The organism is Mucilaginibacter terrenus, from assembly GCF_003432065.1.
Classification (GTDB): Bacteria; Bacteroidota; Bacteroidia; order Sphingobacteriales; family Sphingobacteriaceae; genus Mucilaginibacter; species Mucilaginibacter terrenus.
Genome location: NZ_QWDE01000001.1, coordinates 184,860 through 198,480 on the forward strand (window position 1 = coordinate 184,860; position 13,621 = coordinate 198,480).

The window sequence follows — 13,621 nt, forward strand, 5'->3', positions numbered from 1 at the left end:
AAACAGGATGCCATGGTTAACCAATAACATCCATGCTTTACAAAGACATGACTACAACTGAAGATACCATTGTGGCCCTTGCTACACCCTCTGGGACGGGTGCTATCGGCGTTATCCGCTTATCCGGCCCGGATGCAATAAACATCGCTCAAAAAGTGTGGAAGGGAAAAGACCTTACCAAGCAGGCATCGCACACGTTGCATTTCGGCCGTATAATGGATGGTGAAAACGAATTAGATGATGTGGTAGCGTCGTTGTTTGTTGCGCCGCGTTCCTATACACGCGAGAACGTTGTAGAGATATCCTGCCATGGCAGCAACTTTATCATTGGTTCAATTATAAAGTTGCTTATCAAGAATGGCGCACGTTCTGCAAAGGCGGGGGAGTTTACGTTGCGTGCATTCCTCAACGGTCAGCTAGACCTGTCCCAGGCAGAGGCCGTAGCCGATCTGATCGCTTCCAACTCCAAAGCATCTCAGCAGGTTGCATTGCAGCAATTACGAGGTGGTTTTAGCAATCAGCTAAAAACATTGCGGGAGCAGTTGGTTCAATTCGCATCGTTGATAGAGCTGGAACTGGATTTTGCCGAAGAAGATGTAGAGTTTGCCAACCGCGACCAGTTAAAGAAGCTGATATTCGAAATTAATCGGATAGTGACAAGTCTTATCAGTTCGTTTGAATTAGGCAATGCTATTAAAAACGGCGTGAACACTGTAATAGCAGGCCGGCCAAATGCTGGGAAGTCTACCTTGTTAAACGCTTTATTAAACGAAGAACGAGCGATAGTAAGCCACATACCAGGCACTACCCGGGACACCATCGAAGAAGTGTTGAACATAAACGGCATTAACTTTCGCCTGATTGACACAGCGGGCATACGCGAGGCTACAGATGCTATAGAGCAGATTGGTGTACAGCGCACAATGGATAAAATTAATGAAAGTGCGTTGTTGTTGTATGTCTTTGACGCATCGCAGATTACCCTTGACGACTTGAACAGCGACCTGGAGAGCCTAAAACGACCAAACGTAGCCATGTTGGTAGTTGCAAATAAAGCCGACCTGCTGAACCATGAACAGCAGTTACCATTGCCTCATACTGAAACGGTCATTTTTATTTCCGCAAAGCAGAAGGAGAATATAGATGAGCTTAAACAGAAGATATATTATGCCGCTGTAAAAGAGCAGCTAAACGGCAACGAAACGCTTATAACCAACATCCGCCACCTGGAAGCACTGCAAAAAACAGAGGAAAGTCTCTCAAGGGTGTTGAAGGGGATAGATGATATCACATCGGACTTCCTGGCGATGGACATTAAACAAGCGCTACACTACCTTGGCGAAATAACAGGAGCAGTTACTACAGACGATTTGCTGGAAAATATTTTTAGCAAGTTCTGTATCGGCAAGTGACCCCTTCAAACACCCCAACCGCGCCGATTCCGATCAACGACCAGGCAGTGAGGGTACGTTTAAGACCTTTGTTTTTAGCAGTCTCTTCTAGCAACAGTTTGTCGAATTCTTTTTCCAACCGGGTGGCATATTAGCGGTTTGATTGTGATTTAAGCGCGGTAAGTTCGCCTAATGTTCGGGTTATGGCTACTTTGTTTTCCAAACTAAAGACCTGACAATGGCGGCCACCTCAAGATTTAAAGTATCAATTTATGTGGGCCGGTGATTTCGGATATCCTGTAAAGTGGAGATGAATTTCCCGTCAGACACACGGCTGATCGATAGCAGAGTGTTTCTTATCTCCTCAGACTGGAATGATTACCCTGACTAATTCGCCATTATAGCACATTCTTCAATGATGCGCTCTGCTAGTTTCATCGCCGCGGGTTCGCGATAAAAAGCGCCGTTGTCCACCTCCAGTAAAGGGCAGACTGAATTGAAAACACACAGTTAATGATCGCCTTCTGCCAGATCATCTTATTAATATCGTCCTCCCGGACGAATGGGAACCAGTTGGTATGAAGCTGGTCAACAACAAGGTTGTTAAAAGCAGTTTCACTGTTAAGAATTCCGATGGGACTCGTAGCTACTGGCCGAAACCGCAATTCATCGGCAATCTCAAACTGGCTGGTTGCCAGTAATACGCCGCGGTATAAATTTTTGAAACCGCGACTTAGGAATGGTCATTCAATGTTCAAGCCATTTTGCAAGAGCACCACGGGTGCGGTAACTGCTATCTTTAGCAGCTTTTCTGCTCTCCGTTCGTTCGCGAAGGATTCACTGGTTACCATAAAAATACCGTTCGGCGCACTGACAGAGCTAAAGTTTTTACCTCCAGATCAGCTTGTAGCATAGAACCGTCAGGTAGGTTCAACCGAGTGCTCTCCAACTCGTCTGATTGGTGATCCTGTCTGCATGGCGTTAGGCTACCCAAATAAGCAGCTTTGAACTTCTATGTGCTAAATTACTCGCGTAGGCTTGTCGGATCTTTAGCGTCATATCAGCTATTTCGTCTTTGCGTTTAAATGAAACGCCGGGATGCTTCTGCATACTTGATCAACTCTGTTGCGGCTTTCACCATCTGCGGTGTACCGCTTACCCGGTCATGAAAAGTTAAGGAGAGTTGCCTGCGCTTTATTGCTGCCTCTTCATAAAGCTGATCGAATTCCATTTTGATCTGTGTGATATATTGATCTGGAGAGAAGTTTTTCAATTCAATCATACCCAGATCGTTATTACGTACTGTGTACGGTACAACCGCAAAATCTTTTTGATTGACCTTGATGATAAATGGCTCGTCCCGGCTCAAGTCATCAATATGATAGATACATCCGAGTTCCTGCAATGTTTTCAACGTGTTTTCACTGCGACGAAGGAAACTGGCGTTGTAAGCGACTGCGGTTTGCCCGATTACATGTTTTATTGCGTCCAAACCCTCTTTGATGAATTTTTTTTCCTCCTCATAAGACATATCGTATTCATCTTTCCAGGTCATGCCATGGCCAGAGGCTTCATGCCCGCAATCTACGATCTCCTTGGCTAAAGCGGGATTCTTTAAAAACGGCTGCACCTACCATGTGAGTTGTTACCTTAATGCCTAATTTGTCCCAGTTGTCCAGCATGCGGGGAATACCTTCTTTGTAACCATATTCGTACCAGGTGGCTGCGGGTAGATCTTTGTAACCTGATTTCATGTTTGGCGGAATGGACTTGGTGCATTATCCGGCTGTCCGCCTGCTTCAAACAGCATGGTGGCAGATACCACCAACCTTGAGCCATCTGCCCATTTTGAACGCGTCGGTGCATAAACCTTACCCGGCTTTTCAGCATTTGCAATTTGATTTGCTCCTATAATACCAGCCATCTATAGCAGGCCGGTTTGCTTAATAAAATGTCTTCTGTCTAACATAACGGTACTGTTGTAATTGATATTATCAGCCAATGCTGTTCTCGAAGAAACAGCATTGGATTGGATTGGATTTTATAATTAGTAAAGTCCCTGATTAAATTTTGCAATGGCTGCTTTAGGGTCTGCAAAGTAGTCTGCATACTGCTGGCTGGCTTCACCTACAAATATTTCATTACGGTCTTCATTAATGCCTTTATAAATATCCTGCGCTGCTACTTCCGGCGGTAAACCATGCTGCTCACCACCCATATCTTTAGTGGCGTCTGTATTGATAAGTGAGGGCATTACCTCAAAGATTTTGATATTGGTATCTGATGACAAGGTTAATCGCAATGCTACAGAGTGAGAATGTAAAGCTGTTTTAGCGTCTGAATATGTTGGCAGAACTACTAACGGATGAAACGCCACATTAGACGTGATATTGACAATGGCTGCCTCAGCCTGTTTTTTCAATAACGGCAACAACAATTCGATCAATCTAACCGGGGCAAAATAGTTAGTGTCAAACTCTTGTCTTGCTTTTTCAACTGCATTTGCACCTTCACCCAATTTGTAAACGAAACCCACACCGGCATTATTAATCAGCACACTCAAATCGCTGTAATCAGTTTCCAAATTTTTGACAAGGCTGGCAACTGAGTCTGCATCGGTCACATCACTAACGATATAATCTGCGCCTATTTCTTTAGCGGCTTTTTCCAGTTTTGCTGGATTGCGCCCAGAGATAATTACTTTGTTGCCCTTTTGAATTAAAAGTTGTGCGATTGCATAACCAATTCCCGAACCACCGCCTGTTACCAATACTGTTTTCTTTGTGATTTTCATGACTTTTATATTCTATTATTATTTTTAAATTTACTTGCTTTTTGCAAGTAAACAAAGGTAAATCAATTAACTTTCAATTTGCAAGTATTATTTAACATTTAATGTCATGAAAGAAATTCAACACAGATCAGATTGCCCTATATCGTTTTCTTTAGATTATATAGGTGATAAATGGGTATTATTAATTCTTAGGGATTTGATATTTACTGAGAAATCTACTTATGGGGATTTTTTGGCTTCTAAAGAAAGAATAGCCACCAATATTCTCGCTGACCGGCTCAAGTTATTGGAAGCAAATGAATTCATAAAATCTGAAGTATCACCACATAAGAAGAATAAGTTTATCTATAATCTCACAGAGAAAGGTATTGATCTTATCCCGGCAATTGTTGAACTGATGATCTGGGGATCAAAATATAATCCTCCAGGCGCGGAGCAGGTGCTAAAAAAAATAAAAATTGACAAGGAAGGCACTATCAAAGAATTAAAAGACAAACTTTTACAACGCCTTAATAAAGTATAAACACAGGTTTAAACTAAGTAGGTCGGTTTTAACAGGCTTTACCTATTTAGCTATTGCTGAAGCTTAGCAGCAAACCTGACAAATAACTCGGCCAGTTGGTCGGGCTGGCCATACGTGTTTATGAGGTAGAAAGAACGTTTAAGGGAAACGCCTTTTATATCAATAATCTTCAATTCGTTAGCTTTTAACTCTTTGAGAACGGCATGTACAGAAAGAAAAGCAAGGCAATTGCTCTCGGTAAGATACGATTTAATGCTCTCGGTATTACCCAGCTTCATTTCGACCTGAAGGTCTGAAAGCTTAATGCTGTGTTGTTTTAATGCTTGCATTACAACATCCTGGGATCCCGAACCCTGTTCGCGCATTAAAAGCGGGAAGTTTTTTAACTCATCAGGCTTGATAACATCTTTTCTAATCGTGGTATTAGACGTGGCAGTTACCAGCACCATCTCATCTTTTAAAAACTCCTGGTAACTGAGCTCGGGGTTACGATTGATGCCTTCTATGATACCCATATCAATCTCCTTATTCAATAAAGCTTCTTCTACCTGTTCTGTATTACCGGTAATTAAGCTGACGTTGACGTCTTTAAACCTACTGTGGAATTTGGCAAGGATTGCAGGTAGCACGTATTGGCCAACAGTATTACTGGCCCCAATTTTCAATTCGCCCCGTTGCTGGTTTGCTAAAGTGTTCATGTCAAACTCCAGCTCTTTATAAACTCCGTTTAACTGTTCGGCATACTTCAGCAAAGTAATTCCAGCAGGTGTTAAACTTACTTTGCGATTTCCGCTACGCACAATAAGCGCAGTTTTGAATTGTGCTTCCAGTTCGCGTATGTGTTTAGTTACCGCAGGTTGGGTAATAAAAAGCTCTTCAGCGGCACGTGTAAAGTTAAGCCGTTTGGCTACCTTATAAAAAACGTGTAACCTATAATCGAACATAGTGCTATCAATAAAATGATCTGTTATTTTGCCGAACAGCTTATAGATTAAATCGGCAACAAAGATATTGTTTTTTATCGGTTTAATAACCGTTGGTTATCGACCATCATTATCTCTCATAAAAATCGACGGTCAATGAATGGAATATTTGCAGCTACAAAACATTGTAAATATGAACACTCAACAGCATTCCATTGAAAATCTAAGGACAGATACCCTCTTTAAAATTAATGAAACCGGCCGGAAGGTAATTTTTGTTATCTGTTTGGCTTTGTGCATAACACCCTATGTTAGTGCGGCAACTGCACTCTTTTTAGGTTTGGTGATAGCCCAGATAATCGGCCACCCATGCCAGCACCTGAATCACAGGGCTACGCACTGGTTATTACAGGTATCTGTGGTGGGTCTCGGCTTTGGAATGAATGTTCATAGTGCTTTGCAGGCAGGTAAGCAGGGTATCCTGTTTACAATTGCTTCAATCATTAGCACGCTGGTTTTTGGCTGCCTGATGGGCCGCTGGTTAAATATCGAGAAAAAAACATCGTACTTGATCGCCTCAGGAACAGCTATTTGTGGGGGCAGTGCAATTGCAGCAGTATCGCCTGTCATCAAAGCAGAGGAAAAGCAAATATCCGTTGCCCTGGGATGTGTGTTCATCCTCAACTCCGTTGCGTTGTTCGTATTTCCGGCCGTAGGCCATTACCTCAGATTATCGCAAACACAATTTGGGTTGTGGTGTGCTATAGCCATCCATGATACCAGTTCGGTTGTTGGGGCAGCCAGTAAATACGGGCCGCAAGCCTTAGAAGTAGCAACAACAGTTAAGCTAGCCCGTGCATTATGGATAATCCCGGTAGCTTTCCTGTCCACCTTTATCTTCAAGAACAAATCAAAAAAGATCAGCATACCTTATTTTATCGGACTGTTTATTATAGCGATGATCGCCAACACCTATATACCGGCAGTAAAGATTATTAGCCCGTACCTGATGGTTGTTGCAAAAACAGGGCTCACCCTCACCTTATTTTTAATTGGTGCGGGCTTATCCAGGAAAATACTTGCAGCCGTAGGATTTAAACCCCTAATACAAGGCATAGCGCTTTGGGTGCTGATCTCAACAACGGCCTTATATGCCATAATGCACTGGGCTTAAACAAAAAAAATGAAATTTTTAATGGATTCGTTTCAATTCACAAAGTTATGCCGGCTTCAGCCCCGGATTTGCCGGATTCACGGTTTTACCTTTCTGAGAGTTTTAACATATTGCTTATTTTAAGTTAGGAATTAAATAATATGAAAAAGTTTCTTTCGGTAGCAATATCCGCAGCTTTAGGTGTACTGATTGTTTTGCAACTTTTCAGGCCGGGTATACCAAACCCACCGGTGACCGGCGAGCTGCAGGCGCCAGCAAATATAAAAGCCATTTTTGTTAAGGCTTGTTATGATTGTCATTCCAATCAAACCAATTTGCGCTGGTATGATAAAGTGCAGCCGGTTTATTGGAAAGTGGCCCGGGATGTACGCGAAGGCCGGGAAGGGCTGAACTTTTCTAACTGGGACAAACTTGCCCCTGCAGACGAGAAAGCAAAGCTATGGGAGGCCGTAAACCAGATCGAGCAAGGTGCCATGCCGATAAAAAGCTATGCACTTGTTCATACAGACGCCAAGGTTTCCAAAATGGAATTGCTCACACTCAAAAATTACCTGGCAGGTACGATACACAATATGCCAAATGATACGGCCAAAATTAATGCGCTGCATAAACAACGAAAAACTGTAGGCACAACTGAGCCTCAAAAATTGCCGGAAAGCTTAAATGGCATCACCTACATCCCGGATTACAAGAACTGGCAGGTCATCAGTACTTCAGACCGGTTTGACAATGGCACAATGCGGGTCATTTACGGGAACGATATTGCCGTACAGTCCGTTAAAGCACACCACAATAACCCATGGCCAGATGGAGCCATCTTTGCCAAAGTAGCCTGGGACAAGTTGGAAGATGTTAAAGGAATGGTATCTACCGGTGCATTTAAGCAAGTTGAGTTTATGATTAAAGATGCGAAGAAATATAAATCGACTGATGGCTGGGGTTTTGCCCGGTTTAAAACCCCTAAACTAAAGCCTTATGGTAAAGGTGCAATGTTTACCTCAGAATGTATCAATTGCCATAAACCAATGCAGGCAAATGATTTTGTATTCACCTTCCCCATCAAAAACTAACCATGAAATCTTCATTAAAAATACTAGTTGCTGGTGTTATTATTTTAAGCGGTTGTCAATCTGCAACAGATCCTGATCAACTTATTAATAAGAAGGCCTCTTTGCCGCAAACCTTCAGCTTGTCTGATCTGCACCAGAAAGTAATTACCTCTTTTATCAACAATAAGGAGCACACTACGGGTATTTTGTATGGCAATGAGCAGGCATACTCAGCTTCGAACCATACCTTGGCAAAAAAGATCCCCGGGGCCTCCTATACATTGGTCACGTGGCGTCAGCAGGACGACCCACATTGGTTCGGCGCACGTATACCCGGCAATTTGATCTCGGCCGAAAAACTTACCTGGATCAGCCGGGACGGGATAACTACTTACCAGTATCAGAAGTTTTCGGGTAAAGATTTGAGTAAGTTAGCAGACACAACCGGCAGCGGCGAACACATTCGGTTTATACTGTCGCAGAAAGCATCTGTTATGCCATGATTTTTGAACGATACATAGGGCCTGAAAATACCAGGGTATTTGCCATTTCACCAAAGGTGATCTGGCTTTCTGCACTTTTTATGGGAATATTGGCATCTATTCCCAAGATATTGCAATTTCAGGGCAGCCTAGTTGAAATCATTGCCGACTGCATCATCGCCTTTTGCTACTCGTTGTATGTGTGGTTCTACAATCTGTATACCTTGCCAAGGTACACGCACCAGACCATTACCACCAAGTTCTTCGGAAACCGTCTAACCAAAAGCCTGTTGCTGGGCATTTTGGTGATGGGGATATTGGTACTGATGAACCAGTTGGTATTCAAAGATCGGTTGATCGGGTCGATGATGTTGATGTATCAGTTCAGAGGGGTTTTGATCAATCTCACTGTTTACATGTTCATTTACCTGCTTTATCAGAGTTTTATGAACCGGGTGATCGCTGTCGAACTGGAACGCATCAAATCTGACCACCTGGAAGCCCGTTACGAGTTACTAAAGCAACAGGTTAATCCGCATTTTTTATTCAATAGCTTAAATACCCTGAAATCAATGGTGGAGATCAGCGATGAGCATTCGGCTGATTTCATTTTGAGGCTTTCGGATTTTTACCGCTATTCTTTAGAAAGCCGTAAAAAGGATGTAGTAGCTGTGCAGGAAGAAGTGAAAATGCTGAAATCGTATTTTTATCTGCTACAGGCCCGTTTTGAAGAGGGGATTTCTTTGGAAATGAATATTTTACCCGAGCATCAGAAGACCATGATACCGATATTCACTTTACAGCTATTAGCCGAAAATGCAGTAAAGCATAACATCATTTCTGTTGATCAGCCACTATATATAAAAATAACTTCGTCTGGAAACTGGTTAACGGTTGAGAATAACTTACAGATAAAAAGTATTCCGGAGCTGTCTACAAAAATTGGCCTGGAAAATATCAAACAGCGTTATCTGCACCTTACTGGCCGGCCGGTAGAGGTAGCTGCAAACGAACAATGTTTTACCGTAAAGCTTCCGCTAAATGAACATATTGGTGCTTGAAGATGAGTTGAAGACCGGAAGAGCACTTATCAAGCTGATTTCGGCTGTCAGGCCAGGCAGTCAGATCGCAGGCCCTTTACAGCGGGTGTCATCCGCTGTAGACTATTTATCTGCTAATGCTTCTCCCGACCTTATTTTTATGGATATTCAATTAGCAGATGGGATATCGTTTGAAATATTTGATCAGATCAACGTAGATGCACCCGTTGTATTTTGTACTGCCTATGATGAATATGCACTCCGGGCTTTTAAAGCAAATGGCGTTGATTATATCTTAAAGCCGTTCTCAGAAGAAACCATTAGGGCAGCCTTTGCCAGACTCGAAAAAATCGGCGATGCAATCGGGGGGAGGCAATTGCCTGCTGAAATGATCAGGCAATTACTTCAGACTGATCAGCCTGCCAGTTTTAAGCAAAGTTTTTTGGTTTATAATAAAGGCAAATATACCACTATTGCCGTGGCAGATATAGCTTATGTTTTTGTGCGGAACGAACAGACTACCCTGGTAACGCTTGAAGGTGGAATGTTTGCAATTGATCGATCGCTAGACGAAGCAACGCGGCAGGTAGATGGTAAGTTTTTCTTCAGACTTAACAGGCAGTATCTTATCAGTTTTAAAGCAATTAAAGAAGTGGAACATTTTTTCGCCCGCAAACTGCTCATAAGACTTACAGTTCAAACAGATGAAAAGTTGTTAGTTGGGAAAGATAAATCCACTGCTTTTTTGCGATGGTTGGGGGAGCGTTAGCGGTTATTACAAGTGATACGATCCGCAAAATGATGAGAAGCTCGATTTTTCGACGATCTTAAATTTTCACACGATTGAGGTCTTGCAACAGCATTTGTAATTGCACTAAGTGATTTTATAAGTGTTCTCTTTTTCATAGCAAAGACATTCTATAAGCCTGAGTGTTTTTTGATCCACACTACTTGTCTTAAAGTTGCCTTACAGCGAGTGAAATCGGCCTATTTTCATAGGTTAGGCAAAAGATAAAATAATAGCACGCAGCTTACCACTATAATACCAATCGTTAGCAAAAGTAACAAACCATTTTGCGGAGCTACCATTTGAGACGTGATCTGCTTTTCCGTTCGCAGGTATCTCACATATCCTAAAAGCGTGGTCAAAGCGCCAACAGCTACCAGGCCAGTTCCGATAAATGCCGAATGTCCCTGTGAGGTAGCTAAGGGATGACCCGTCACAACGATAGAGACTTGTTTAACAAACAGTGAGAATTTGACGACCACAAAACCAAAGCCCATTATGGCGATGCTGGTACGCACCCAGGCAAGAAATGTGCGTTCGTTGGCTAAATGGTCACTCATTGTTGATCTTGGTTCGTTGTCTTTATTCATGATTTTGTTTTTTGCCTGATCACTTACGCTGGCAAATTAGATAAATAAACCTGAATGATAAGCATCAGGACGGTTGGTAATGTTGTCGCCAAAGTATTCATAACTATGTTAGATGTGTATGCAAGTGCGCTGGTGGATGGTTGTTCACTTTTACGAAACCTGGATAGTTCCGGGGCGATCAAATGGTATCGGTCTGACAGGTCCTTAATCAGGTTCTTAAACATGAAAGAGGACGAGGATAGCCGTGCAGTAAAAGTAGGGCGGGTGCGTCTTTTATGCCGGCTTCGCGATAAAAGATCTTGATCCCGGCGATCTCCATGTAATTATAAGTAGTCTGATTTTGCATTACATAACTAAAGCTTTATTTTTAAGCACGCTCAATCCCTGATAATGCAGCTTTTTTCTGATTCAATGTAGATGATTAAAATTTTTTTTGAGAAGATAAAGCCTTAAAGCTCAGATCACGGCTCCTTAAAACATTATCTCCTGTACTGTGCTGCAGCGTATTCGGTCAACTAAAACAAGAATAACAATAATGAGCGTGACCTGTTTACACCATCAATATCACTTTAATGGTAATGGTAATTGTTATGAGTATTATATCGAACAATTAAAAAAGTCCTTAACGCGTTTTAAATCCTGAGGCTTTATTATAAAAAGCATTAAGCCGTTTTTCGATACGGCTTAATGCTTCTGTTATTTCTTCAATAGTAACGTAATTTGATGCCTGAAAAATTCAGCTCGTTGTTTTATCACCAAATTCTTACTCTTTCGTTTTCTGCTTTATAGTTTTTATCATCTGGTTGTATGTTAAAAGCCCGGTAAAAAGGCGCGAAGTTCATAAGTGGTCCGTTTACCCGCCACATGGCCGGCGAATGCGGGTTGGTGTTTACATAAGTACGCAGAAAAGCGTCTCTGGTTTTTACTCGCCATATTCTTGCTATAGATAAGAAGAAGCGCTGGTCAGGCATAAAACCATCAATTTTTTCATTGCCTTTGCCCTGTTCCGTCATTTTAAAGGCATCGTAGGCGATAGCTATGCCACCATTGTCTGCAGTGTTCTCGCCCAGGGTCAAAGGTCCTTTAATATGCACTGTGTCCAACACAGTGAAAGTGCTATACAATTCAGATAGCTTTGTAGTTCTCTCTTTAAATTTCCTGTAATCTTCTTTTGTCCACCAGTTTTTTACATTTCCATCTTTATCAAATTGGGCACCCTGGTCGTCAAAGGCGTGTGTCATTTCATGACCTATCACCATGCCTATTCCACCGTAATTGATGGCATCATCTGCTGAGAAGTCGAAGTAAGGGTACTGAAGTATACCGGCAGGAAATACAATTTCATTCACTGGCGGATTGTAGTAAGCAGTAACCGTTGATGGTGTTGTTTGCCACTCTGTTTTATCAACAGGCTTATTTAGCTTTGCCAGCTCGTATTTAAAGTCGTTTTTATTAAGCGATATTATGTTCTCAAATAGTTTGGTCCGGGTAATCTGCACATTATCGTAGTTCCGCCACTTATCTGGATAGCCTATTTTCTTTATGATGGTGTACAGTTTTTCTTTGGCTTTCACTTTTGTGCTATCGCTCATCCAATCAAGCTGATTAATGCGGTTTTCAAATGCTTTTTGTAAATTATTCACAAGGGTAAGCACGCGCTTTTTGGCATCTTCATTAAAATACCGCTTTACATACAACTGCCCTAATGCCTGTCCTAACAGGTTGTCTACAATCGCGGTCATAGTCTGGCGGCGCGACTTCTGTGTATCCTCACCTGACAGGACTTTGTTAAACTCGAATGAAGCGTTTATAAATGGCTGACTTAGAACAGGTGCATAGTTTTGAATCGTAGCAGCTTTCAAATAGGTTTTCCAGTTGGTAAGACTAACCGACTTTAACATTGTATTTAACTTGTCATAGTAACCTGGCTGCGCCATGTCAATGGAGTCGGTAGTGGCACCTATTCCGGCGAGCAAAGTAGTCCACCCGATATTCGGTTGACTTTTTGACATAGCAGATACAGCCTTTTTGTTAAAGTTTGCGTTAACATCTCTTAACTCAATATTGGTTCTGCTACCTGCAGCTAACTCCTTTTCTATTAAGTAGACTATATCCGCATTCTTAATGCTTGCGAATGACTGCTTCCTGTCAGCTGAAACAAAGTTTGTAAGTAGTTTTTATAAGCTTTTTGAACCTGCAGCGTTGTTGAATCTGTTTTAAAATAATAACCGTTTTCTGGCAAATTGATGCCTGCCTGGTAAACATGGGCTATGTTAATCGAACTGTTCTTGTTATCAGGGGATACGCCGAAGCTGATTAATAAACGGTCGCCCGCAGCTGTCTCAGCTGCGATGAATTTCAGAAGCATAGATATGCTGTTTATAGCTTCAATACGCGCAAGTATAGGCTTAAGAGGTGCATATCCGCGGCTATTAATAGTTGCCATATCCATACCTGAAGCATAAAAGTCTCCAACCTTCTGTTCAATGCTGCCAGCGGTGTTTTTTGTTTTAGATACGCTATCCAGAATATTTTGCAGTAAACGCTTCTGCGGGATGTTTAAAAACGAGTAAGAGCCTACACCCGCCTGGTCATTATCTATTTTTGCGGTATCGTACCAGCGCCCGTTTACATACCTGAAGAAATTATCGCCTGGCTTAACAGAGGGGTCAAGCCCCGGTACATCCACAAAGCTTTTATGCTGTGCATTTGAATAATTGTAAGCGAGAAGAAATAGTAAGGTTAAACAAAGCGTAGCTACCCGTTTCATAAAATAAGATTTGTTTAAAGGTAGTAATTGTATCTAAGTCGCCAAAAAGCACAGGCTAATCCTGTTTGTCGCGTAAGTCTTAATTGAAGTTGCTACGA

The 13,621-nt window shown here is 42.1% G+C and carries 18 protein-coding genes; 9 read left to right on the forward strand and 9 right to left on the reverse strand.

Annotated elements, in window-relative coordinates; translation table 11 throughout:
* Positions 1–32: 32 nt before the first annotated feature.
* A complete protein-coding gene (mnmE, locus tag DYU05_RS00800; protein ID WP_235853924.1) occupies positions 33–1,412 on the forward strand; it encodes a tRNA uridine-5-carboxymethylaminomethyl(34) synthesis GTPase MnmE in 1,380 nt (459 codons plus the stop codon).
* A gap of 366 nt (positions 1,413–1,778) precedes the next feature.
* Here the strand turns inward: mnmE and DYU05_RS21480 are convergent, their stop codons facing one another.
* Positions 1,779–1,901 (reverse strand): ketopantoate reductase C-terminal domain-containing protein, encoded by a 123-nt coding sequence (locus DYU05_RS21480; protein ID WP_117381093.1) that lies wholly within the window; start codon positions 1,899–1,901, stop codon positions 1,779–1,781.
* 240 nt (positions 1,902–2,141) lie between these two features.
* Between DYU05_RS21480 and DYU05_RS20975 the strand changes: the two genes are divergently transcribed.
* Positions 2,142–2,306 carry a hypothetical protein gene (locus DYU05_RS20975; protein WP_165851969.1) on the forward strand — a complete coding sequence of 55 codons (165 nt, stop codon included), beginning with the start codon at positions 2,142–2,144 and terminating at the stop codon, positions 2,304–2,306.
* 166 nt (positions 2,307–2,472) lie between these two features.
* On the opposite strand, the gene DYU05_RS21270 is transcribed toward DYU05_RS20975, so the two are convergent.
* The 4 genes from DYU05_RS21270 to DYU05_RS00815 form a co-directional block, all read right to left on the reverse strand.
* Positions 2,473–2,946 carry a polysaccharide deacetylase family protein gene (locus DYU05_RS21270; protein ID WP_235853925.1) on the reverse strand — a complete coding sequence of 158 codons (474 nt, stop codon included), beginning with the start codon at positions 2,944–2,946 and terminating at the stop codon, positions 2,473–2,475.
* 16 nt (positions 2,947–2,962) lie between these two features.
* Positions 2,963–3,145 (reverse strand): hypothetical protein, encoded by a 183-nt coding sequence (locus DYU05_RS21275; protein ID WP_235853926.1) that lies wholly within the window; start codon positions 3,143–3,145, stop codon positions 2,963–2,965.
* A complete protein-coding gene (locus tag DYU05_RS21280) occupies positions 3,142–3,315 on the reverse strand; it encodes a hypothetical protein (protein ID WP_235853927.1) in 174 nt (57 codons plus the stop codon). Before DYU05_RS21280 ends, DYU05_RS21275 begins: the two co-directional genes overlap by 4 nt.
* 123 nt (positions 3,316–3,438) lie before the next feature.
* Positions 3,439–4,185: an SDR family oxidoreductase gene (locus DYU05_RS00815; RefSeq protein WP_117381094.1), complete on the reverse strand. Its 747-nt coding sequence runs from the start codon at positions 4,183–4,185 to the stop codon at positions 3,439–3,441.
* A gap of 106 nt (positions 4,186–4,291) precedes the next feature.
* Between DYU05_RS00815 and DYU05_RS00820 the strand changes: the two genes are divergently transcribed.
* A complete protein-coding gene (locus DYU05_RS00820) occupies positions 4,292–4,708 on the forward strand; it encodes a winged helix-turn-helix transcriptional regulator (RefSeq protein ID WP_117381095.1) in 417 nt (138 codons plus the stop codon).
* A gap of 50 nt (positions 4,709–4,758) precedes the next feature.
* Here DYU05_RS00820 and DYU05_RS00825 read toward each other — a convergent pair whose 3' ends face one another.
* Positions 4,759–5,652 carry a LysR family transcriptional regulator gene (locus DYU05_RS00825; protein ID WP_117381096.1) on the reverse strand — a complete coding sequence of 298 codons (894 nt, stop codon included), beginning with the start codon at positions 5,650–5,652 and terminating at the stop codon, positions 4,759–4,761.
* A 172-nt stretch (positions 5,653–5,824) separates the two neighbouring features.
* Between DYU05_RS00825 and DYU05_RS00830 the strand changes: the two genes are divergently transcribed.
* The 5 genes from DYU05_RS00830 to DYU05_RS00850 all read left to right on the forward strand — a co-directional run bounded on the left by DYU05_RS00830 (position 5,825) and on the right by DYU05_RS00850 (position 10,145).
* Positions 5,825–6,805, forward strand: a complete 981-nt coding sequence (locus tag DYU05_RS00830) for a YeiH family protein (protein WP_117381097.1) — start codon at positions 5,825–5,827, stop codon at positions 6,803–6,805.
* A 140-nt stretch (positions 6,806–6,945) separates the two neighbouring features.
* Positions 6,946–7,875: a heme-binding domain-containing protein gene (locus DYU05_RS00835; RefSeq protein ID WP_117381098.1), complete on the forward strand. Its 930-nt coding sequence runs from the start codon at positions 6,946–6,948 to the stop codon at positions 7,873–7,875.
* A gap of 2 nt (positions 7,876–7,877) precedes the next feature.
* Positions 7,878–8,357: a hypothetical protein gene (locus tag DYU05_RS00840; protein WP_117381099.1), complete on the forward strand. Its 480-nt coding sequence runs from the start codon at positions 7,878–7,880 to the stop codon at positions 8,355–8,357.
* Positions 8,354–9,397: a sensor histidine kinase gene (locus DYU05_RS00845; protein ID WP_117381100.1), complete on the forward strand. Its 1,044-nt coding sequence runs from the start codon at positions 8,354–8,356 to the stop codon at positions 9,395–9,397. The genes DYU05_RS00840 and DYU05_RS00845 overlap by 4 nt, the downstream gene beginning before the upstream one ends.
* Positions 9,390–10,145, forward strand: a complete 756-nt coding sequence (locus tag DYU05_RS00850; protein WP_235853991.1) for a LytR/AlgR family response regulator transcription factor — start codon at positions 9,390–9,392, stop codon at positions 10,143–10,145. The genes DYU05_RS00845 and DYU05_RS00850 overlap by 8 nt, the downstream gene beginning before the upstream one ends.
* Before the next feature lie 224 nt (positions 10,146–10,369).
* On the opposite strand, the gene DYU05_RS00855 is transcribed toward DYU05_RS00850, so the two are convergent.
* Positions 10,370–10,723: a YidH family protein gene (locus tag DYU05_RS00855; protein ID WP_205771748.1), complete on the reverse strand. Its 354-nt coding sequence runs from the start codon at positions 10,721–10,723 to the stop codon at positions 10,370–10,372.
* Between the two features lie 84 nt (positions 10,724–10,807).
* On the opposite strand from DYU05_RS00855, the gene DYU05_RS20850 reads away from it, so the two are divergent.
* Entirely contained in the window at positions 10,808–11,056 is a 249-nt protein-coding gene (locus tag DYU05_RS20850; protein WP_133300141.1) for a hypothetical protein, read from the forward strand.
* A gap of 449 nt (positions 11,057–11,505) precedes the next feature.
* Here the strand turns inward: DYU05_RS20850 and DYU05_RS21375 are convergent, their stop codons facing one another.
* Positions 11,506–12,879, reverse strand: a complete 1,374-nt coding sequence (locus tag DYU05_RS21375) for a M13 family metallopeptidase (protein WP_317127852.1) — start codon at positions 12,877–12,879, stop codon at positions 11,506–11,508.
* Positions 12,861–13,523: a M13 family metallopeptidase gene (locus DYU05_RS21380; RefSeq protein ID WP_205771752.1), complete on the reverse strand. Its 663-nt coding sequence runs from the start codon at positions 13,521–13,523 to the stop codon at positions 12,861–12,863. The genes DYU05_RS21375 and DYU05_RS21380 overlap by 19 nt, the downstream gene beginning before the upstream one ends.
* Between the last annotated feature and the right edge of the window lie 98 nt (positions 13,524–13,621).

Bases quoted from the DNA above. Each gene is read 5' to 3' on its own strand.
- mnmE (WP_235853924.1), top strand. From the start codon at position 33: ATGCTTTACAAAGACATGACTACAACTGAAGATACCATTGTGGCCCTT.
- DYU05_RS20975 (WP_165851969.1), top strand. From the start codon at position 2,142: ATGTTCAAGCCATTTTGCAAGAGCACCACGGGTGCGGTAACTGCTATC.
- DYU05_RS21270 (WP_235853925.1), bottom strand. From the start codon at position 2,946: ATGACCTGGAAAGATGAATACGATATGTCTTATGAGGAGGAAAAAAAA.
- DYU05_RS21275 (WP_235853926.1), bottom strand. From the start codon at position 3,145: ATGAAATCAGGTTACAAAGATCTACCCGCAGCCACCTGGTACGAATAT.
- DYU05_RS21280 (WP_235853927.1), bottom strand. From the start codon at position 3,315: ATGGCTGGTATTATAGGAGCAAATCAAATTGCAAATGCTGAAAAGCCG.
- DYU05_RS00815 (WP_117381094.1), bottom strand. From the start codon at position 4,185: ATGAAAATCACAAAGAAAACAGTATTGGTAACAGGCGGTGGTTCGGGA.
- DYU05_RS00820 (WP_117381095.1), top strand. From the start codon at position 4,292: ATGAAAGAAATTCAACACAGATCAGATTGCCCTATATCGTTTTCTTTA.
- DYU05_RS00825 (WP_117381096.1), bottom strand. From the start codon at position 5,652: ATGTTCGATTATAGGTTACACGTTTTTTATAAGGTAGCCAAACGGCTT.
- DYU05_RS00830 (WP_117381097.1), top strand. From the start codon at position 5,825: ATGAACACTCAACAGCATTCCATTGAAAATCTAAGGACAGATACCCTC.
- DYU05_RS00835 (WP_117381098.1), top strand. From the start codon at position 6,946: ATGAAAAAGTTTCTTTCGGTAGCAATATCCGCAGCTTTAGGTGTACTG.
- DYU05_RS00840 (WP_117381099.1), top strand. From the start codon at position 7,878: ATGAAATCTTCATTAAAAATACTAGTTGCTGGTGTTATTATTTTAAGC.
- DYU05_RS00845 (WP_117381100.1), top strand. From the start codon at position 8,354: ATGATTTTTGAACGATACATAGGGCCTGAAAATACCAGGGTATTTGCC.
- DYU05_RS00855 (WP_205771748.1), bottom strand. From the start codon at position 10,723: ATGAGTGACCATTTAGCCAACGAACGCACATTTCTTGCCTGGGTGCGT.
- DYU05_RS20850 (WP_133300141.1), top strand. From the start codon at position 10,808: ATGATAAGCATCAGGACGGTTGGTAATGTTGTCGCCAAAGTATTCATA.
- DYU05_RS21380 (WP_205771752.1), bottom strand. From the start codon at position 13,523: ATGAAACGGGTAGCTACGCTTTGTTTAACCTTACTATTTCTTCTCGCT.